Origin of the sequence: Nonlabens sp. Asnod2-A12, from assembly GCF_045063745.1 — a bacterium.
In the GTDB taxonomy this organism is placed as follows: domain Bacteria; phylum Bacteroidota; class Bacteroidia; order Flavobacteriales; family Flavobacteriaceae; genus Nonlabens; species Nonlabens xylanidelens.
Map to the genome: position 1 here is coordinate 65,497 of NZ_JBEFOB010000003.1, position 18,739 is coordinate 84,235.

Here is an 18,739-nt window from a genome sequence, read left to right on the forward strand (position 1 = left end):
ATAATAAAACACTCTAACTATGAAAATTTTAAAAATAACTATTTGTGCAGCTGCAGTAGCTATTATGACATCATGTGGCTCAAAAGATGAAGTAGCGTCTAAAACGGCCAACTCTAAGATTTCTAAAGCAACTACAGAATTAATGACTAAAATGGATGCCAATAAAGATGGTAAGTTATCTAAAGATGAAGTAAAAGGACCTTTATCAAATGACTTTGATAAAATAGATACCAATGAGGATGGTTACATAAGTCTAGAAGAATTAAATAATGCACCCAAGCCAGAACGTGGTGGCAACCGTCAGGGGCCGCCTAGAGGTGGTAGACAGTAGTGTGATAACTCAACATCATATCGCATAAAAAAAAGCGTCAGATACTATCTGACGCTTTTTTAGTTTAATGGAAATGTATTTATGAAGATATATTGTTCTTAGCTTCATTCTCTGCTATCAACTTCTTTTGATAGCGACCTTGTACGACATCCACGATAACTAATACTACGATTACAAAGTAGAAAGTCGTCTTACTCATAGGGACTATTTCATTACCAAAGAATTCTAGATGAGCTAGATGGCCACCTTCAGTTACTAGCATGATACCTACTATAAAAAGTATAAATAACCCTAGTACTTCATACATTCTGTTTTTGTTTAAGAATATAGAAATTCTATCTGCTAAGAATAACATTAGTAAACCACTACATACTATCGCTATAGCCATAATAATAAATGCTACTACAGAGTTTTCAATATCACTAGTCAGTCCTATAGCGGCTAGAATAGAGTCAAAAGAAAAAACTAGATTCATAATAACGATACTAGTAATTACAGCATTTGCGGTTTTCTTTGATTTGCCATCTGGATTTTCTCCTATAGATAAATCAGGAGAGGAGATCATGTGCCATATTTCTTTAATAGCGGTATAGATTATAAAACCACCACCAGCAAGAACTATAAGGCTATGACCATTAAAAGCAAAGTGCACGATATCATCTATTCCACCAGATAAGAATGAAAAAGGATCTTGGAAAAAGTCAATAATAGAAACCAATACAAAGAGTAAAACGATTCTTAAAACGATGGCTATAAGAATACCCACTTTACGTACTCTTTTCTGGTCTGCCTGAGGAGCTTTCTTAGATTCTAATGAAATGTATAAAAGATTATCAAATCCTAAAACAGCTTGTAATAGGACTAACATAAGTAGGGTAAAAATGTTTTCTAACATTATATAGGGTTGTTTATTGTTTAACGGCAGTTCCTTTGTAAATCTGGTCACGACCGGACTGCTTAAATTCAAAGGTATATGAATCTTTGCTAGTTGTCAATATTTTAAAGAGGTATGCACGACTTTCTGCATTTGATTTAGGATCGATAGGAATGACTCTCCATTCACAATCATTAATCCACTCTATTCTCGATGTGTCTACTTTATTTTCAAATCTCTCGATTTGTAAATCTTTGGTTCTAGTAAATTCTGTCTTTAATAGTTTACCACCACTTTCTTGTTCCCATATAAAAGTACCTACTTGAAAATCTGTACAGTCTCTTGTGTTTTCATAACAGCTGGTTAAAGAAAATAGGAGTAGTAAAAATAGAGGTGCATACTTCATGTAATAATTTTTCACAAAGTTAATTCTTGGAAGGTGAGTTATGGTATAAAATATTCAAAACTTCCGTCGTCATATAGTAAAATTACCTTTTGTATATTTTTCCCTTTATTTTTTTTAATAGGTAAAGGGTTATTGTCTGTATAAGGAGCAGAGAATAGGTCGTTAGTCTCTGTAGATATAGGTTCTGTTTTTGTAGTGCTGGGTTCTTTTTGTAAAGGTGTTGGAGCAGGATTGTTTCTTGTAGGTGGAGAGATAGGAGCCTCGTCAGATTTAGGATAAGTACCCTTACCGTTAAGTAACCAGTATAGGTCTACTTCTGGAAATTCCTTCACGGTATTTACTACAAAATCAAGACTAGGTTTGTTACGACCGGACAGTATATGAGAGATAGAACTACGTCCTACATTAATACGTTCTGCAAAGGATGAAGCGTTTAAATCGTTTCTATCCATGATTTTTTGCAATCTTTTTGAAAAATCTACTGAATTCACCATAGGTTACAAAAGTAAACTAAATGAAGTTTACAAATGTGTTTATTATTGTAAACATATCAAAAAGTTACATCTGTATCTATGTACTTATAGTTACTTATGTGTAATGTATTACCTTACTTCAGATGATCTAATAAACTGAAAAATAGTAGTAAATGATTATTAAGAATATTGTTATTGTTAAAATATACTAAATAGAATTGATTGTTACATTAATCAACATCTGATATGTTTCCAATTGTAAACAGACTAAGGCTTGACGTTGTTTACAATTGTAACAAGCGTGGTGTTTACATTTGGAAACAGTAAAGAGTTTACATTTGTATAGTCCGATTACAGTTGTGTATAGGCGATTTTTCAACTCTTATAAACTTTTATCATTTATGCTATCTAGATACTACTCTTACCTTCAATTTGAAGATGCTTTAAAAACGATCTTAGAGACTCTTGGACAAAAAAGCTTGTCAGATATTGAGATAGGTAAATCAGTTAATGGACGTTCTGTATATGGTATAAAATTGGGTACTGGAAAAATTAAAGTGTTAGTGTGGTCGCAAATGCATGGTAATGAATCCAGCACTACTAGAGCGCTTTTTAAACTGTTTAAAAGCGATAGTTTTAATAGTTTACTTAAAAATATATCATTGTATATTATTCCTATTTTAAATCCCGATGGATCTGAAAACTGGACACGTGTAAATGCAAATAATGTAGATCTTAATCGAGATGCGATAGATTTAACTCAGCCAGAAAGTCAAATTTTAAGATCTGTTTTTGATGATTTTGCTCCAGATTATTGTCTTAATCTTCATGGTCAGCGTACCATTTTTGGATCTTTAGATGGAGACCAGCCTGCTCAAATTTCATTTTTAGCCCCTGCAGGAGATTTAGAAAAAACCATTTCTCAGGCTCGTTTAAGGTCTATGCAGATTATTAATGCTATCCATGGCCAACTTAATAATAGGGTTAGTGGTATAATAGGTAGATACAGTGATGACTTTAATATTAATTGTGTTGGTGATTATATGACGAGTAAACAGGTGCCTACTGTCTTATTTGAAGCCGGTCATTCTGGAGATGATTATTCTAGAGATCAAGTTACAGACCTTATGTATGAGTCTTTAAAAATAGCTTTTAAGACTATTCAAGATAGTCTCGTTGTAAATGAATCTAATGTGGTAGATGCTTATAACTCTATACCGCATATGAGTAAAGCTTATGTAGATGTTCTAGTTAAGAACTATAGATCGGTATCTGGATTACAGACACTAAGTGTGCAATACCATGAACAGGTTAAAGAAGGTGTCCTTTACTTTGTACCTATATTAATAGGTATAAATAGAGAAGATGTTTTAAATGGTCACAGAGTAATAGATTTAAACGATTTCCCTCATTATAATGACGATTTAATCATTGAAGGAAACCTAGAAATAAGGTCTAAATCTTTGGATATCGAAATTTTTTACTAATAATTTGTGAAATCACGAATTTTGTTAGTTTATTATCAGCTTTTGTCTTTATTTTGCAGAAAATTGACAGTAAAAGACTAATTATGGCAAAGATTGATGATATAGATAAGCAAATTTTAGACGTGCTTATAGAAAATACGAGAACCCCATTTACAGATATAGCTAAAAGATTGAGTATAAGTGCTGGTACAGTGCATGTTAGAGTTAAGAAGATGGAAGAATCTGGTATTATCCATGGATCTTCTCTTACAGTAGACTACCACCAGTTAGGTTATACCTTTATCGCTTACATAGGTGTCTTTCTTGAGAAAACTAGTGCAACACAGTTTGTGTTGAGTAGAATTAAAGAGATTCCATTTGTAACAGTAGCGCATATTACAACAGGTAAATTCAATATATTTTGTAAAATACGTGCTAGAGACACAACTCATGCAAAAAGAATTATCTTCATGTTAGATGATATTGATGGTGTGAGTCGTACAGAGACTATGATTAGTCTTGAAGAAAGCATTAATGATAAAAAGAGATTGTTACACAAAGTATTTCAAGATCTATAATGGTGTATTTAAAAGATATACCGTCTGACGAGTACACTTCATATTTTGATACTTACTTGAACCTTGTTGATAAAGAGAGTAACATAAATAATGTATTGCAACAGTCGTTAGATAAAACACTGGATTTTATAAATTCTATTGACAAGCCGCTAGACTATCGCTACGAATCTAGTAAGTGGTCTATAGGGCAAGTAATCCAGCATAATATTGATACAGAGCGTGTCTTTGCATATCGTGCATTACGTTTCCTTAGAGGTGATGATACAGCGTTATCTGGTTTTGATCAAGATGTCTTTGTTGATAGTTTAGGAGATTACGCTTTCGCGAAAGCGGAACTTTTAAAAACAACAGAGAGTACTAGAAATGCAACTATAGCTTTATTTGAAAACGTAACTGCAGATTCCCTCTTATTCAAAGGAAATGCTAGTGGAAATATAATGACCGCAAGAGTGATCCCATTTTTAATAGCTGGACACAACTTACATCACGAGAATGTTATAAGAGATCGTTATTTAAGTTAAATTAAGAAAAACATCTCATATTTAAGAGCCTGCTAAGAATATCTTAGCAGGCTCTTGTTATTTAAAAGACTTCTATCTTTTCATCTTTGTACTATAATAATTTAAACAAATATATAGACATGAAAAAGAGAGTAGCAATTTTAGCCACAGACGGATTTGAAGAAATAGAGTTAACTAGTCCTAAAAAAGCACTAGAAGACGCAGGAGTAGAAGTGGATATTATAAGTCCTAAAAAGGATTCTATAAAAGCTTGGGATAATGATAACTGGTCCGATACTTACAAGGTAGATAAACAGGTGAGTGAGGCAAATGCAAATGATTATCATTCATTAATGCTTCCTGGTGGTGTTTTAAACCCAGATCAGTTGCGACAAGACAAGGATTCTATAGAATTTATTAAAGCCTTTTTCAAGCAGAAAAAGCCTGTAAGTGCTATATGTCACGGTATACAGCCTTTAATAGATGCAGACGTACTTAATGGACGTAAATTAACCTCATATCCTTCTTTACAAAGAGATGTAGAAAATGCTGGAGGTAATTGGGTAGATCAAGAAGTGGTAGTAGATGAAGGTTTTACCACTAGTAGGACGCCAGACGATCTAGATGCGTTTAATGCAAAAATGGTAGAAGAAGTGCGTGAAGGAAAACATGAATTACAACACGCATAATTAGAAGTAGTTTTAAACTTAAAAAGGCTCGCAAAATGCGAGCCTTTTTTATTTTATAAACTATGTCAGTTTACTGATTAAGCATAACTGGCATTACAAGCATAGTTACGTTTTCACCTTCGTCTAGTCCATCTACAGGTGTTAAAATACCGGCACGGTTAGGTAGCGACATTTCTAGAGATACGTCGTCACAAGTTAGGTTATTTAGCATTTCTATTAAAAACCTACTATTAAAGCCTATTTGCATATCATCTCCTTGATAGTCACAAGTTAGGCGCTCGTCTGCTTTATTGCTATAATCTAGATCTTCAGCACTTATATTAAGCTCTGCACCAGCCATTTTAAGTCTTATCTGGTGTGTTGTTTTATTAGAGAAAATGCTAACACGTCTTACAGAGTTAAGAAGTTGCGTTCTAGAAATAGTAAGTTTGTTAGGGTTTTCTTTAGGTATAACAGCCTCGTAATTAGGGTACTTTCCGTCGATTAGACGACATATGATAGTTGTACCATCAAAGCTGAATTGTGCATTACTATCATTATATTCCACTAATACCTCAGACTCGCTTCCTTGCAGCATTGCTTTAAGCAAGTTAAGAGGTTTTTTAGGCATGATAAATTCTGCAGTTTCACTTGCAGCGATATCTTCTCTTTTATAACGTACAAGTTTATGTGCGTCTGTAGCGACAAATGTTAGTGAATCACTTGTAAACTGAAAGAATACACCACTCATTACAGGTCTTAAATCGTCATTACCAGCTGCAAATATGGTTTTGTTAACCGCAGTTGCTAGTGTATCACCCATTATGGTGGTACTGCTAGGCTCAGATATAGTTACTGCTTTAGGAAATTCTTCAGCAGCAGCGCAAGCTATTTCAGATTTACCTTTATCATGACTTACAGTAATCATAGTGCCTACTGCATGAAAAGTTAATGGTTGTTCTGGAAATGTTTTTAAAGTGTCTAGAAGTAATTTTGCTGGTAAGGCGATGCTACCGTCATCTTCACTTTCTACCTCTAGTTTACTAACTATGGTAGTTTCCATATCGCTGGCAGAAACCTTAAGCTCACTACCTGTTAATTCTAGAAGAAAGTTATCTAGAATAGGTAAGGTATTATTGTTATTAATTACTCCACCTAATAACTGCAGGTGTTTTTGTAAATATGAACTAGATACTATAAATTTCATCTTGGTGTTGTTATTTTGTGATGATAATTCCGGCTATTTAATTAAACGGAATTATTAAAATAGAACTCCATAAAATACGTGTATTCAATGTCTGTTCTGCAATTACAAAGATATTTTATATATAATTAGTAACATAACATACTTATTAACAATTAAGCCCTTTTTATAAATAAACTCATGACTTGCAAGGTGTCTTTACGATATACAGTTCTTTTGCGATCATTTTTCTTGAGCTTATGGTTTTTTAATTGGTAGATTTTAAGAGTTCTATCTTGTGATTAAGCTGTATAGAAAGGAGTTTTTTATTATTACAAACTTGTTAAATAGACTCCCTACATTTTAAATAATCAATAACTTGCCATTTGTTAAGTAAAGTCTCTTTATTATGATAGATCCAGCATTATTAGAATTTTTAAAAGAACTAGCGCAAAATAATAACAAGCCATGGTTTGAAGAGCGCAAAGCAGATTTTAAAAAACTAGATAATGAGTTTAAGGATTTTACGGCTGCCGTAATGGTAGAGTTGAATCAAAACGATGTGATCGAAAAAGCAAAAAACTATAGAATTTATAGAGATATAAGATTCTCCAAAGATAAAACTCCATTTAAAGCACATCGCAGTGTGAACTGGTTAAGAGCAGGAGCAGATAGGCGAGGTAGTTATTACATGCGTATAAAACCTAATGAAAATGTAATAGGCATAGGTTTTTTTGGGCCAGAGAAAGAAGATCTTTTAAGAATAAGAAAAGAGCTAGAATTAGATGCTCAAGAAATGAGAGATATTATTTCTAGCCCTTCATTTAAATCTTGTTGGGGAGAATTACAAGGAGAGCAGCTTAAAACAGCACCTAGAAATTTTGATAAAAACCACCCAGACATTGATTTAATTAGGTTCAAAGCTTTTTATTTTATGAAAAGCTATACAGATAAAGAAGTTACATCTCCTGATTTCATGGATAAAGTCATAGAATCCTTCCATACTGGCCGTACATTTCTTGATTACATGACAGATGTACTTACTACAGATTTAAACGGAGAATCGCTGTTATAAATCTAATTGCGGCTTTTCAAATACTTGAATACTGCTTATTAATCTTTCACGTACTAAATTCATCATGCGTTTATTCAATGCGCTAGAATTAGTGATGTAAGTACTGTATTCTGCAATAGTAAAATGTCCCATCATGATTCCTTTTAGAGAATTTCTAAATTTTTGATCTCTATTTACAGCGTTTTCTATATAATCGATACGTTTATGAGCAGTCAGGCCATAAAAGACATTTTTGTGCTTTTTTATGTAGTTTCTAAAAACCGCAATGATAAGATCGTGTTGTAATTTTGCGATAGGACGCAAGGTTACATTTTGAAAACGTTCTTCTTCACTCATTTGCTCATCTACACGTATACTGGGTATTTCTGGTCTTAATGCGACTAGATACTCGTCTCGATTATTCATAGTTTTAGGGTTTTAATAAAGGTAGTAAAGCTGTGTTCTAATTGTATATGCTATCGATCTAGTTTTCTCAACATGTTTTTAACAGTGATATTTATAGTGTAAATAGTTTTGATGGAGGTCTCGCTTTCGCGAAAGCGGAACTATTAAAAACTACTATATAATTTTTCTTACTGTGGCTTTAAATGTAAAAAGTGCTTCTTATTTTTACATCTTATGCAACACTTCATTGATGTCATATTACCGCTTCCATTAGAGCGCTTTTTTACCTACACTATTAACCCTGCAGAATCTGAGTTTCTTAAACCTGGAATGCGAGTGGCTGTGCCGTTTGGTAAATCAAAAATCTATACAGGTATAGTGCATAAAGTCCATCAAGAAAACACAGCGACTTATGAGGTAAAAGACATAGAGTTTATAATAGATGAGCAGCCGGTGGTAACTGCAGGTCAACTCAAATTTTGGGAATGGATAGCCTCTTATTATTTATGCGCTGTAGGAGAAGTAATGAGGGCGGCGTTACCTAAATCTTTTCTATTAGAAAGTGAAACTATAATACTCAAGAAAGATTCTGGTTCTATAGAAGAACTAGATCTAGACGATCGTGAGTACTTGGTTATGGAGGCTCTTAATAATCGCAATGCATTAAAAGTGCAAGAGGTAATGGATATTCTGGACCGTAAAACGGTTCTTCCTATACTTCAAAAAATGATTAATAAGGATTTGATTCTCTTGCAAGAAGAACTTTACAGTACTTATAAAGCAAAAAAGAAAAAATTCATCTACTTACATCAGGATTTTAAAGAAGAAGATGCACTTAAAACCCTTTTAGATACGTTAAGTAGGGCGCCTAAGCAAAGAGATGCTGTCATGACTTTATTCATGATGCAAACTGGAGCGACTAAGGATATTGCAAAAAAAGATCTTATCGAGCGTGCAAATGTGACCAGTACTGTCATTAAAAGTCTTATCAATAAAGATATTTTAATAGAGATAGAAAAAGATGTAGATCGAGTTAAGGATGATGTAGAAGATGGTCAGGATTTATATAATCTTAATGAAGACCAGGTAAGCGCCCTAGCACAAATTAAATCTAGTTTTAAGATTAATAAAACGGTATTGTTGCATGGAGTGACTTCTAGTGGTAAAACGCAGTTATATGTGCAGCTTATTAAAGAACAATTAGAAAAGGGGAATCAGGCACTTTATTTACTTCCTGAGATAGCGCTTACTACACAATTGATATCTAGGCTCAAAACTTTTTTTAAGCATCAAGTGTTGGTTTATCATTCAAAATACAACCTTAATGAAAGACAAGAAGTCTGGCATCATGTTCTAGAACAAAAAGAACCTTATGTTATTATAGGAGCGCGTAGTGCGATGTTGCTGCCTTTTCAAAAATTAGGACTTATCGTTATTGATGAAGAGCACGAGAGTAGTTTTAAGCAATTTGATCCAGCCCCTAGATACCATGCTAGAGATGCGTCTATTGTTTTAGGGTACATGAAAAAAGCAAATATTCTTTTAGGTAGTGCTACACCATCTTTAGAGAGTTATCACAATGCAAGTACGGGAAAGTACCAGTTGGTAGAGCTTAAAAGGCGTTATGGTAACGTTCTTATGCCCGAAATTAATATGGTGAATATTAAAGAAAAGCATAAACGTAAAAGAATGAATGGTCATTTTTCTGATACGCTTATTGAGCATATGACAGAGGCTTTTAAGGATAAAAAGCAAGTCATTTTATTTCAGAATAGAAGAGGTTATGCGCCTATTATGGAGTGTGATACTTGTGGACACGCACCACAGTGTCCTAATTGTGATGTTAGTCTTACGTATCACAAATATAAAGGTCAGTTAAGATGCCATTATTGTGGTTACCACACATTTGTCCCTAAGGAGTGTCCTGCTTGTTCAAGTACAGCTATAGATACCAAAGGATTTGGGACAGAGCAAATAGAGCAGGAGTTTAGAATGTTGTTTCCTAATCATACGGTGGCGCGTATGGATCTCGATACTACCAGAGGTAAAAATGCCTATGAAAAGATAATTAATCAAATGGATTCTGGTGAGATAGACTGTCTGGTAGGTACACAAATGATTACTAAAGGGCTAGATTTTAGAAATGTAAGTCTCGTAGGTGTTCTTAATGCAGACTCTATGCTTAATTTTCCTGATTTTAGGGCACATGAAAGGTGTTTTCAATTACTTACTCAAGTAGCTGGTCGTGCAGGTCGTACTAAAGAAAGAGGCAAAGTGTTGATACAGAGTTATAATCCAGATCATATGATTTTGCAACAGGTCAGTTCTTATGATTATGGTACTATGTATAGGGAGCAAGTAGAGGAGCGTTATCAATTTAAATATCCGCCGTTTCAACGGTTAATTAAAATCACTTTTAAACATAGAGATTATCAGACCACACTAGATTCTAGTCAGTGGTTTGTAGATGCTTTAAACCAGATACCACATGGAGTAGTGGTGTTGGGGCCAGAGTTTCCTGCTGTATCTCGTGTGCGCAATTTGTATAATATAAATGTGATTATTAAAATGAACAGACAGCAAAAACCTGATGTTATTAAAAACTATATCACCAGGGTTAAGAAGAGTTTTGAATCTATTAAATTGTATAGGTCTGTACGTTGTAATATAGATGTAGATAGTTACTAGGCTATTGGTTGTTGAGAGTCCGCTTCCGCGAAAGCGGAATTAAAACAAGTATCTTATAAAATAAAAAGCTTTCTAGATGGCATTTTTAAAACACAAAAAAGCCACTCTAAAGAGTGGCTTTTCATTGTATAAATGAAATATGTAACTAGAATTGAGATAATGCCTCAACCAGTTCTGATTTTCTATTGCGACTTAAAGGCAGTACCTCAGAGCCTAATTCTACGGCTTTAGAGTTGAATTTTTCTACTTTTCTTAGATTTACGATATATGATTTGTGAATACGTAAAAAATCTTCGGATGGTAGAGTGCCTTCAAATGATTTCATAGTAGAAAGTACGATAAGGCTGTCTTCATCGGTAATTAGTTTTACATAATCACCTAGAGCCTGTATGTATCTTAATTCTTTAAGATAAACCTTACGTTTCTTAAGGTTGCTCTTTACAAAGATGAATTCACCACGATCTTCGATCATTTCTGTCTTCATCTTGTGAGATAGAAGAGCGCGCTCTACAGCATAAAGAAAACGATCTTTCTTAATAGGTTTTTGTAAATAATCTATTGCGGCATAATCAAATGCCTTAAATGCATACTTAGTCTGACCAGTAACAAAGATAACACCTGGTTTTTCAGTAATATCGTCTAAAAGATCAAACCCTGTTAGAATAGGCATTTCAATATCTAAGAAAATTAGATCAACAGTAGTTTCCTTTAAGGCGGCTTTAGTTTCTACAGCGTTACTAAATTCACCTACTAATTTTAAATTAGGGTGACCTTCTATCATCTTTACGATAGCTAGTCTCTGTATACTAGAGTCGTCAACTACAAAACAGTTAAGGATGGTGTTACTCATTATTATTTATCAATAGTTATAAGACAATATTAAACTGTTTACAGATGAAATACAAGTTAATTTATCTTTTTGTCGGATATTTTAACGACTTAGCGAATTTATCACAGTTTTTGTAAGATGTAAATATTTAGTTTGTAGGGTGTTAGAGGTGTGTTTCGTCGATGTTTTTAATGAAGATAATTTTGGTCTTCATTAAATGAATGTATGAAATTACTGAAAAACAAGTCTTTAGATAACTTTATATTTAACTTATGTTAAGTAAATAATCTTTTATCATTCTTTAAAAGCTGTTTAACTTTTGTTTTTAATAGTGTTTTGAAAGTTTTTTTTAATGATGTTAAAATAAGGTAATGAATAATAAGTAATAATGGTTTAAAGTAAAGTTGTGTGTATAAAGGAAAAAGAGTATTTTTGCAGCCGTTTAAAACAATATTAATTATGAATCAATACGAAACTGTTTTCATTTTGAATCCCGTTTTATCTGATGATCAGGTAAAGGAAACAGTAAAGAAGTTTGAAAATTTCCTTACTGACCGTGGTGCTAAAATGATAGCCAAAGAAGATTGGGGTCTAAAAAAACTGGCTTATGCAATCGAAAACAAAAAAAGTGGTTTTTACCACCTTTTTCAATTTGACGTACCTGGTGAGGTAATCAACGACTTCGAAGTAGAATTCCGTCGTGATGAGCGTATCATGAGATACCTTACTGTAAAACTTGACAAGTATGCTGTTGAGTGGGCAGAGAAGAGAAGAGTGAAAATGTCTAAAAAATCTAAAGCTTAAAACATGGCATCATTACAACAACAAGCTAAAGGAAAGAAAGATGGTGACATCCGTTACCTTTCTCCTTTAAAGATCGAGACTCAAGAAAGAAAGAAATACTGTCGTTTCAAACGTAGTGGTATCAAATACATCGATTATAAAGATGCTAATTGGTTATTCGGATTTGTAAATGAGCAAGGGAAATTACTTCCACGTCGCCTTACAGGAACTTCTTTAAAATACCAACGTAAAGTAGCAGTAGCTGTAAAACGTGCTCGTCACATCGCTATCATGCCTTATGTAGGTGATTTACTTAAATAATAAAATCAGATTAACAATATGGAACTTATATTAAAGAAAGATGTAGAACATTTAGGTTTTACTGACGATTTAGTGAGTGTTAAGCCTGGTTATGGTCGCAACTTCTTAATCCCTAATGGTATGGCTGTAATGGCTACATCTAGTGCTAAGAAAATGCTAGCCGAAACACTTAAGCAAAGAGCTCATAAAGAAGCTGCAAATGTAAAAGCTGCTCAAGAGCAAGCTGATCAACTTGCTGCTCTTGAATTAAAAATAGCTGCAAAAACTGGTGACGGAAACAAATTATTTGGTTCTATTACTACTGCAGATGTTTCTGACTTACTTGCAAAGAACGGTATCGAAATAGAGAAGAAATTCATCTCTGTTGCTGGTGGTTCTATCAAGAGATTAGGTCAGTATGATGCTGATGTACGTTTTCACAGGGATGTGACTGCTAAAGTTACTTTTACTGTTGTAGAAGATAAATAAGACTTATTCTTATCATTATAAAGCCGTTTCATTAGATTGAAACGGCTTTTTTAATTTCAACTTTTAATTAAGGGTTTTATGAAATATAGAAGACTTACTAAAGAACAACTGGATGAAATGCATCCAGAATTCATTAACTTCCTTGCTACTCAAACTATTACGGCCAAAGAATGGGATGATTTAAAAACTAATCAACCAGAAGTAGCAGAGCAAGAAATAGACGTATTCTCTGACCTTGTCTGGGAAGGTGTTCTAAACAAAGCAGAGTTTCTAGAACATATATCTGCTAGGACCATGAATTTATTCTCTCTAGGAGAAAAAGAAATGGAATTGATATCAATTATGGTAGGAGACGAGCTAATTGATATTACCACACCAGAAGGTTATAAGTGGCTTCAAAAAAACCTGCTCGATGATGAAGTGAAAATTTTTACTGCAAAAAAAGCGTATGGAGAAGATCCTAATGCTGATAAATTTAAACTGATTGAGTCTGGTGCAATTATTACCAAAGGTCAATTGTTCAACTACTTTGACGACCTGATGGAGCTAGGTAAAGAAACTAATGGTTTCTAAATATGAAAAGAATTTATTATAACAAAAGCCGACTCTCATGAGTCGGCTTTTGTTATTCAATAATGCTAGGTGTTTACTTATTCTACAAGTTGATTTTTTTATGCTGAACCTTATTCAACAAATACCATTGTAAACTTATAATACTTATAGAATTATTGAAAAAACGATCATTAAGCTTCTGTTTAATGTCGTTTCTAGGTATTTTAATTAATTCTATATCTTCATTTTCTGAAGTAGCGCCTCCACCTCGTAGTGTTTTTTGACTAGAAGTAACTTCACCATAAAAGATGCTTATTTGCTCTGACAGCATTCCAGGAGATGGAAAGTATTCTACTATAAACTCAAGGCTTTCTATTTCATAGCCTATTTCTTCCTCAACTTCTCTAATAGCAGCTTTTTCTGCCGATTCATTTTTATCAATAGCTCCGGCTGGTATTTCTACGATCCAGCCTTGATCACGACGCGAACTAGGATAGCGGAACTGACGTATAAAAAGAAAGCTATCGGTATCTTTTTCATAAAGTAACACAGCAACCGCATTACCACGGTCTAAGGCTAGGCGAGTGCTATTAATCTCTTTTTTACCATCAAAGCTATCTTGAGTAACTTGAGCCTTATATATTTTAAGAAACTGATCAAATACTTTCTCTTCGTTGTTTATGGTATGTTTCATACTAGATAATTTTAAATAAAAAAATCGTCCATTAAATGAATAATGAACGATTTAATATACTATAAATGAGATTATCTTTTAATCTCAGCGCCAAATTTATTCATGTAACGCTCATATAATTCTGTTTGATGAGAATTAAGAGAAATGTCTCTACCGTCTATAAATGCACGTGTAATTTGGTTACCACGCATGTCTAGCGCATTTCCTTTAGAAATGAATAGAGTAGCACTTTTACCTTGCTCTAAAGAACCATATTCTTTATCGATACCTAATATTTGTGCAGGTGTAAGAGTGATCATTTTTAAAGCCTGTTCCATATCCATTCCATAACCAGCAACGGTACCAGCATAGAAAGGGAAATTACGTGTTTGGTGTCTTTCCATATCTCCAGAATTTTCTAGACCTACCATAACGCCTTTGTCAGCTAGTAGTTTAGGAAACTTATAAGGCATGTCAAAGTCTTCATCTTCACGAGAAGGAAGATCGTGTACACGACCTGCTAGAACAGGAATATTCATTGCAACAAGTTCTGTTGCTACTTTATCACCTTCACGACCACCTACAATAACAGGTTTCTTAATTCCGTTTGCTTTAATAAATTTCAAAACATCTCTGATGGCTTTTTCTCCATCTACATGGATGTAAAAATTCTCAGTACCATTAATAGCAGGTTGTAATGCAGCATATTTTAAGTTTAAACCAACTGGTTTTGTCGTTGCATTATAGGCCTTTGCATTATTTAAGAAATCTGTTAATTCAGTAACTTGCTTTTCGTAATCTTTACTAGGCTCTATAGGTCCTGGCTCATACCATGTACCAGTTCTTCTAAAACTAGATGGCCAGTTTACATGTACACCGTCATCCGTACGTATAGAAGCGTCTTCCCAGTTCCAAGCGTCTAATTGTACGACACTAGATTTTCCAGAAATACGACCTCCACGAGGTACGATTTGAGCGATAAGTACCCCATTAGGTCTCATAGACTCTATCACTTTACTCTCTGCATTATAAGCGATAATAGATCTTATGTGTGGGTTATAGGTTCCCATCTCACGCACATCAGAACTCGCGTTTACCGCATCTATTTCTACTAGACCTATAGTGGCATTCATAGCAATTAATCCAGGATAAACATGCATGCCAGATGCGTCTATTCTTTCTCCTTTAATATCCATTTTAACCACTGTCGCGTCTGCAATTGCAGTAATAGTACCGTTTTCTAAAACTATTATAGAGTTATCTATAACCTCACCATTACCTATGTGGGCAGTGGCATTCATAATCGTGTAAATACCTGTTTGTGCAGGTGCTGGTGTCTGTTGTGCAGTTGCAGTCATGGCAAATAAGGCACAAATCGTATAAAATAAGTTTTTCATTGTCTTCATATTACCAGTGAATAGTTTCGCATTCATATAATGTCTTGTCTTTCTTTTTAGGCGTTTGGGTTTTCATCCCTTTGTTTTTGGCCATGATCATTTCATTAACAAGTTCTTGTCTTTCTGCTTTTATGCTTTCGCGAAAGCGTAAGTCACGTTCTTTATCAAAAAACACAATTCCATCTATCATTGTGATTTCTGGCCTAGCAGTCACGCTCAATGGATTAACATTCCATAAAACAAGATCTGCATCTTTTCCTTTTTTGATACTACCTGTACGGTCATCGATGTGTAAAAGTTTTGCAGGGTTTAAAGTCACAAACTTCCATGCATCTTCTTCACTAACGCCACCATATTTCACAGCTTTTGCAGCTTCTTGGTTTAAACGTCTAGACATCTCAGCATCATCAGAATTAAAAGCAACTACCACACCTTGCGAGTGCATAATGGCACCGTTATAAGGAATAGCATCATTCACCTCATATTTATAAGCCCACCAGTCGCTGAAGGTAGATCCACCTACACCATGTTCGGCCATTTTATCTGCTACTTTGTAACCTTCTAAAATGTGTGTAAATGTGTTGATACGGAAACCGTGTTTCTCTGCTAATTTCATTAACATATTGATCTCACTTTGTACATAAGAGTGGCAAGAAACAAAACGTTCACTTTCTAAAATTTCTAGAAGTACTTCCATCTCTTCATCATAACGGAAGTCTTTACTTCCTTTAGCATTTGCATAAGCACGAGCTCTTGAGAAATAATCTTCAAAAACTTGTTCTACACCCATTCTAGTTTGTGGGAAACGCACACCGTTTTGATAACGAGATTGTTTTACATTTTCACCTAGAGCAAATTTGATAAATTTAGGAGAGTTAGAATAGATCATCTCGTCTGCTTTGTAACCCCATTTTAATTTAATAATAGCGCTACGACCACCTATAGGATTTGCACTACCGTGTAGCAGTTGTGAGGTAGTAACACCACCAGCAAGGTCTCTATAAATATTTACATCTTCATGGTCTACAACGTCTTCTATGGTAACCTCGGCAGTAGAGTTGTGACCAGCCTCATTTACACCGTTATCTATAGCGATGTGACTGTGCTCATCTATTATACCACTAGTTAAGTGTTTTCCAGTTGCATCTATTACTCTTGCATTACCAGCACTTAGGTTTTTACCTATTTTAGATATTTTACCATCTTTAACGAGTACATCAGTATTTTCTAAAATACCATCTTTCTCATTAGTCCATACTGTAGCATTGCGGTATAAGATAGTTTCTTCGGTAGGTTGGGTTTCACTACCGTAACCTACGTTAGGAAAAGTCATGCGACCCATTTTTTTGATTTCTTTAGAATCGCCTTTTTTATTTCCATCCTTACCATTTGTTTTTGAATCTGTAGGTTCTTTTACAGCTACAAAGGCAGGTTCCTGACCATTAGGTAGGTAAGCGATACCATGAAAATTATTATCATCACTTATTACACCTAATAATCTGGTATAAGATTTATCTTCTTTATCTTTTTGAGTAGTGATAATATTGATCCAGTTACCGTCATAAGTTATTTTAGAACCTAGAGTCGTACTGTCTATTTTTACCGTAGATTTTTTACCGTTTCCTTTAATAGATATATCATATTTTACTCCATTTAAGGTAGCTACATAAGAGCCATCAATATCTTTAATACTTCTGTTTTTGATAACTTGTTTAGATCCTTTTACCCAGTTTTCATAGATTTCTGTGTCGTCTTCAAATAATTTTCCAGATGTAATAATGAAGTTTGCTAGTTTTCCTTTTTCAAGGGTACCTACCATATCATTTACTTTTAAGATACTTGCCGGAGTAGTAGTAAGAGCAGCTAAGGCTTGATCTTCAGTAAGACCATATTCCATAGCTATTTTTAATTTCTTCATTAATTCTGCAGGAGATTTTAAGTCCTTAGTAGTAATGGCATAAGTAATACCAGCTTGAGATAACATCATTAAGTTACCAGGAGCTTGTTTCCATTCTCTCATGTCACCTAGGTTTACAAACCACTCTAGATTAGGATTAGAAACATCATATGGATTAGGGAAGTTAATAGGTACAATTAGTGCCGCGTTAGTTGCTTTTACGTCTGCTATCATTTCATAAGCATCTTCACCACCTACGATAACAAATTGTTTACCTACACGATCACCCAGTTTGTCTACTCTTAGTACATTCTTTTTATCTCCAGCTTCAATTATCTGAACAAGATTTTTCTTTGTGTTTAATGCTTCTAGAGATAGGTCTTTTGTTTTAGAATGTCCATTTGCATACCAGTCTGCATCAAAATGTGTCTGACGTAATAAAGCCAGCGCACCCATAAGAGATGTAGGATAACTCTGTCTAGACTGACGGCTTTTACTCAATGAAAAGAAGTTACCACTCTCTTGTTTAAGAATACGGTCTGCATCAGTTCCTGTGTTATCTAGAGCGATTAACATACCATTACCACGAGCGATACCATCTTGAAAGTGAGTTTGTACGGTACCAAAACCAGCATCAATATACTTCTTAGCTTCTTTAGAATCATATTCAAAATGATCCATAGCGCTTTGTTCTGCTCTTATGTGATCATTCCAGTAATATCCTTTACGACCTTCGTCATATTGCGCTGTTCTACTACCAGCAGCTCTTTTAGGAGATTTCATAGCTATGTTTCCATAAGACTCTATAAAAGAAGGGTAGATGTAATTACCTGCAGCGTCTTCAATAACAGCATTTTTAGGAATAGAAATACCACTACCTATAGCTTCTATCTTACCATTTTTAATGATAATAGTACCATTAGATATCATTTTACCAGGACTGGTGATTATGGTAGCGTTAGTAATTGCACGAGTGACATTGCTTACCGCACTTATGTCATCGTTGTTAGGAAAATACTCTTGAGCCTGCATGGAAAAACAAGCCAAAAGCATGAGAGATAATAATCTTTTCATGAATATAGGTTTAGTCCATAAAGATAGATCAAAGTCCTATAAAGTCGTTTCTTAAAGATTTCATAAAAAGCTAATAGTTATATGAGGTAATTAACAAATGTGTTCTGTACAATCTCTTC

Annotated in this window: 20 protein-coding genes; 11 read left to right on the plus strand and 9 right to left on the minus strand. The window is 34.2% G+C overall.

Annotated elements, in window-relative coordinates; translation table 11 throughout:
- The first annotated feature begins 19 nt into the window (after window positions 1-19).
- On the plus strand, window positions 20-331 hold the full coding sequence (locus ACJJVJ_RS00345) for an EF-hand domain-containing protein (protein WP_245890704.1): 312 nt from the start codon (window positions 20-22) through the stop codon (window positions 329-331).
- Between the two features lie 79 nt (window positions 332-410).
- Here the strand turns inward: ACJJVJ_RS00345 and ACJJVJ_RS00350 are convergent, their stop codons facing one another.
- Genes ACJJVJ_RS00350 through ACJJVJ_RS00360 form a run of 3 tightly spaced genes read right to left on the minus strand, consistent with a single transcriptional unit; the run spans window position 411 to window position 2,105 of the window.
- Entirely contained in the window at window positions 411-1,226 is an 816-nt protein-coding gene (locus tag ACJJVJ_RS00350; protein ID WP_104515879.1) for a TerC family protein, read from the minus strand.
- 13 nt (window positions 1,227-1,239) lie between these two features.
- On the minus strand, window positions 1,240-1,611 hold the full coding sequence (locus ACJJVJ_RS00355) for a DNA topoisomerase IV (protein WP_104515880.1): 372 nt from the start codon (window positions 1,609-1,611) through the stop codon (window positions 1,240-1,242).
- A 38-nt stretch (window positions 1,612-1,649) separates the two neighbouring features.
- Entirely contained in the window at window positions 1,650-2,105 is a 456-nt protein-coding gene (locus ACJJVJ_RS00360) for a helix-turn-helix domain-containing protein (protein ID WP_405368165.1), read from the minus strand.
- 380 nt (window positions 2,106-2,485) lie between these two features.
- On the opposite strand from ACJJVJ_RS00360, the gene ACJJVJ_RS00365 reads away from it, so the two are divergent.
- From ACJJVJ_RS00365 to ACJJVJ_RS00380, 4 genes are all read left to right on the plus strand, one after another.
- On the plus strand, window positions 2,486-3,571 hold the full coding sequence (locus ACJJVJ_RS00365; protein WP_405368166.1) for a DUF2817 domain-containing protein: 1,086 nt from the start codon (window positions 2,486-2,488) through the stop codon (window positions 3,569-3,571).
- Window positions 3,572-3,654: 83 nt separating this feature from the next.
- Window positions 3,655-4,128, plus strand: coding sequence for an Lrp/AsnC family transcriptional regulator (locus ACJJVJ_RS00370; protein ID WP_104515883.1), 474 nt, complete (start codon window positions 3,655-3,657; stop codon window positions 4,126-4,128).
- On the plus strand, window positions 4,128-4,649 hold the full coding sequence (locus tag ACJJVJ_RS00375) for a DinB family protein (protein ID WP_104515884.1): 522 nt from the start codon (window positions 4,128-4,130) through the stop codon (window positions 4,647-4,649). Before ACJJVJ_RS00370 ends, ACJJVJ_RS00375 begins: the two co-directional genes overlap by 1 nt.
- A gap of 119 nt (window positions 4,650-4,768) precedes the next feature.
- Window positions 4,769-5,317, plus strand: coding sequence for a type 1 glutamine amidotransferase domain-containing protein (locus tag ACJJVJ_RS00380; protein ID WP_405368168.1), 549 nt, complete (start codon window positions 4,769-4,771; stop codon window positions 5,315-5,317).
- Between the two features lie 70 nt (window positions 5,318-5,387).
- Here the strand turns inward: ACJJVJ_RS00380 and dnaN are convergent, their stop codons facing one another.
- On the minus strand, window positions 5,388-6,503 hold the full coding sequence (gene dnaN, locus ACJJVJ_RS00385; RefSeq protein ID WP_104515886.1) for a DNA polymerase III subunit beta: 1,116 nt from the start codon (window positions 6,501-6,503) through the stop codon (window positions 5,388-5,390).
- Between the two features lie 385 nt (window positions 6,504-6,888).
- Here dnaN and ACJJVJ_RS00390 point away from each other — a divergent pair, with 385 nt between their 5' ends.
- Window positions 6,889-7,554 carry a DUF2461 domain-containing protein gene (locus ACJJVJ_RS00390; protein WP_104515887.1) on the plus strand — a complete coding sequence of 222 codons (666 nt, stop codon included), beginning with the start codon at window positions 6,889-6,891 and terminating at the stop codon, window positions 7,552-7,554.
- On the opposite strand, the gene ACJJVJ_RS00395 is transcribed toward ACJJVJ_RS00390, so the two are convergent.
- Window positions 7,549-7,959, minus strand: a complete 411-nt coding sequence (locus ACJJVJ_RS00395; protein ID WP_104515888.1) for a glyoxalase — start codon at window positions 7,957-7,959, stop codon at window positions 7,549-7,551. The two genes, ACJJVJ_RS00390 and ACJJVJ_RS00395, sit on opposite strands and share 6 nt — an antisense overlap.
- Before the next feature lie 213 nt (window positions 7,960-8,172).
- Between ACJJVJ_RS00395 and priA the strand changes: the two genes are divergently transcribed.
- Window positions 8,173-10,626 carry a primosomal protein N' gene (gene priA, locus ACJJVJ_RS00400; protein ID WP_405368170.1) on the plus strand — a complete coding sequence of 818 codons (2,454 nt, stop codon included), beginning with the start codon at window positions 8,173-8,175 and terminating at the stop codon, window positions 10,624-10,626.
- A 145-nt stretch (window positions 10,627-10,771) separates the two neighbouring features.
- On the opposite strand, the gene ACJJVJ_RS00405 is transcribed toward priA, so the two are convergent.
- Window positions 10,772-11,476, minus strand: a complete 705-nt coding sequence (locus ACJJVJ_RS00405) for a LytTR family DNA-binding domain-containing protein (protein WP_104515890.1) — start codon at window positions 11,474-11,476, stop codon at window positions 10,772-10,774.
- A 438-nt stretch (window positions 11,477-11,914) separates the two neighbouring features.
- Here ACJJVJ_RS00405 and rpsF point away from each other — a divergent pair, with 438 nt between their 5' ends.
- The 4 genes from rpsF (at window position 11,915) to ACJJVJ_RS00425 (ending at window position 13,600) form a co-directional block, all read left to right on the plus strand.
- Complete coding sequence (rpsF, locus tag ACJJVJ_RS00410; RefSeq protein WP_104515891.1) at window positions 11,915-12,259, plus strand: 30S ribosomal protein S6; 345 nt, start codon at window positions 11,915-11,917, stop codon at window positions 12,257-12,259.
- Between the two features lie 3 nt (window positions 12,260-12,262).
- Window positions 12,263-12,559 (plus strand): 30S ribosomal protein S18, encoded by a 297-nt coding sequence (gene rpsR / locus ACJJVJ_RS00415; RefSeq protein WP_104515892.1) that lies wholly within the window; start codon window positions 12,263-12,265, stop codon window positions 12,557-12,559.
- Window positions 12,560-12,577: 18 nt separating this feature from the next.
- Window positions 12,578-13,027 carry a 50S ribosomal protein L9 gene (gene rplI, locus ACJJVJ_RS00420; protein WP_104515893.1) on the plus strand — a complete coding sequence of 150 codons (450 nt, stop codon included), beginning with the start codon at window positions 12,578-12,580 and terminating at the stop codon, window positions 13,025-13,027.
- Between the two features lie 78 nt (window positions 13,028-13,105).
- Complete coding sequence (locus ACJJVJ_RS00425) at window positions 13,106-13,600, plus strand: DUF6495 family protein (protein ID WP_348114971.1); 495 nt, start codon at window positions 13,106-13,108, stop codon at window positions 13,598-13,600.
- Window positions 13,601-13,682: 82 nt separating this feature from the next.
- Here the strand turns inward: ACJJVJ_RS00425 and ACJJVJ_RS00430 are convergent, their stop codons facing one another.
- The 3 genes from ACJJVJ_RS00430 to ACJJVJ_RS00440 form a co-directional block, all read right to left on the minus strand.
- The gene (locus ACJJVJ_RS00430; RefSeq protein ID WP_405368172.1) at window positions 13,683-14,273 is read right to left on the minus strand and encodes an NUDIX domain-containing protein; all 591 of its coding nucleotides are present in this window, start codon (window positions 14,271-14,273) and stop codon (window positions 13,683-13,685) included.
- Between the two features lie 71 nt (window positions 14,274-14,344).
- Window positions 14,345-15,658, minus strand: coding sequence for an amidohydrolase family protein (locus ACJJVJ_RS00435; RefSeq protein ID WP_405371216.1), 1,314 nt, complete (start codon window positions 15,656-15,658; stop codon window positions 14,345-14,347).
- 1 nt (window position 15,659) lies between these two features.
- Window positions 15,660-18,620 (minus strand): amidohydrolase family protein, encoded by a 2,961-nt coding sequence (locus ACJJVJ_RS00440; protein ID WP_405368174.1) that lies wholly within the window; start codon window positions 18,618-18,620, stop codon window positions 15,660-15,662.
- Window positions 18,621-18,739 lie beyond the last annotated feature (119 nt).

Excerpts from the sequence above, each read along its gene's own strand:
- ACJJVJ_RS00345 (WP_245890704.1), top strand. The coding sequence starts at position 20 with ATGAAAATTTTAAAAATAACTATTTGTGCAGCTGCAGTAGCTATTATG.
- ACJJVJ_RS00350 (WP_104515879.1), bottom strand. The coding sequence starts at position 1,226 with ATGTTAGAAAACATTTTTACCCTACTTATGTTAGTCCTATTACAAGCT.
- ACJJVJ_RS00355 (WP_104515880.1), bottom strand. The coding sequence starts at position 1,611 with ATGAAGTATGCACCTCTATTTTTACTACTCCTATTTTCTTTAACCAGC.
- ACJJVJ_RS00360 (WP_405368165.1), bottom strand. The coding sequence starts at position 2,105 with ATGGTGAATTCAGTAGATTTTTCAAAAAGATTGCAAAAAATCATGGAT.
- ACJJVJ_RS00365 (WP_405368166.1), top strand. The coding sequence starts at position 2,486 with ATGCTATCTAGATACTACTCTTACCTTCAATTTGAAGATGCTTTAAAA.
- ACJJVJ_RS00370 (WP_104515883.1), top strand. The coding sequence starts at position 3,655 with ATGGCAAAGATTGATGATATAGATAAGCAAATTTTAGACGTGCTTATA.
- ACJJVJ_RS00375 (WP_104515884.1), top strand. The coding sequence starts at position 4,128 with ATGGTGTATTTAAAAGATATACCGTCTGACGAGTACACTTCATATTTT.
- ACJJVJ_RS00380 (WP_405368168.1), top strand. The coding sequence starts at position 4,769 with ATGAAAAAGAGAGTAGCAATTTTAGCCACAGACGGATTTGAAGAAATA.
- dnaN (WP_104515886.1), bottom strand. The coding sequence starts at position 6,503 with ATGAAATTTATAGTATCTAGTTCATATTTACAAAAACACCTGCAGTTA.
- ACJJVJ_RS00390 (WP_104515887.1), top strand. The coding sequence starts at position 6,889 with ATGATAGATCCAGCATTATTAGAATTTTTAAAAGAACTAGCGCAAAAT.
- ACJJVJ_RS00395 (WP_104515888.1), bottom strand. The coding sequence starts at position 7,959 with ATGAATAATCGAGACGAGTATCTAGTCGCATTAAGACCAGAAATACCC.
- priA (WP_405368170.1), top strand. The coding sequence starts at position 8,173 with ATGCAACACTTCATTGATGTCATATTACCGCTTCCATTAGAGCGCTTT.
- ACJJVJ_RS00405 (WP_104515890.1), bottom strand. The coding sequence starts at position 11,476 with ATGAGTAACACCATCCTTAACTGTTTTGTAGTTGACGACTCTAGTATA.
- rpsF (WP_104515891.1), top strand. The coding sequence starts at position 11,915 with ATGAATCAATACGAAACTGTTTTCATTTTGAATCCCGTTTTATCTGAT.
- rpsR (WP_104515892.1), top strand. The coding sequence starts at position 12,263 with ATGGCATCATTACAACAACAAGCTAAAGGAAAGAAAGATGGTGACATC.
- rplI (WP_104515893.1), top strand. The coding sequence starts at position 12,578 with ATGGAACTTATATTAAAGAAAGATGTAGAACATTTAGGTTTTACTGAC.
- ACJJVJ_RS00425 (WP_348114971.1), top strand. The coding sequence starts at position 13,106 with ATGAAATATAGAAGACTTACTAAAGAACAACTGGATGAAATGCATCCA.
- ACJJVJ_RS00430 (WP_405368172.1), bottom strand. The coding sequence starts at position 14,273 with ATGAAACATACCATAAACAACGAAGAGAAAGTATTTGATCAGTTTCTT.
- ACJJVJ_RS00435 (WP_405371216.1), bottom strand. The coding sequence starts at position 15,658 with ATGAAGACAATGAAAAACTTATTTTATACGATTTGTGCCTTATTTGCC.
- ACJJVJ_RS00440 (WP_405368174.1), bottom strand. The coding sequence starts at position 18,620 with ATGAAAAGATTATTATCTCTCATGCTTTTGGCTTGTTTTTCCATGCAG.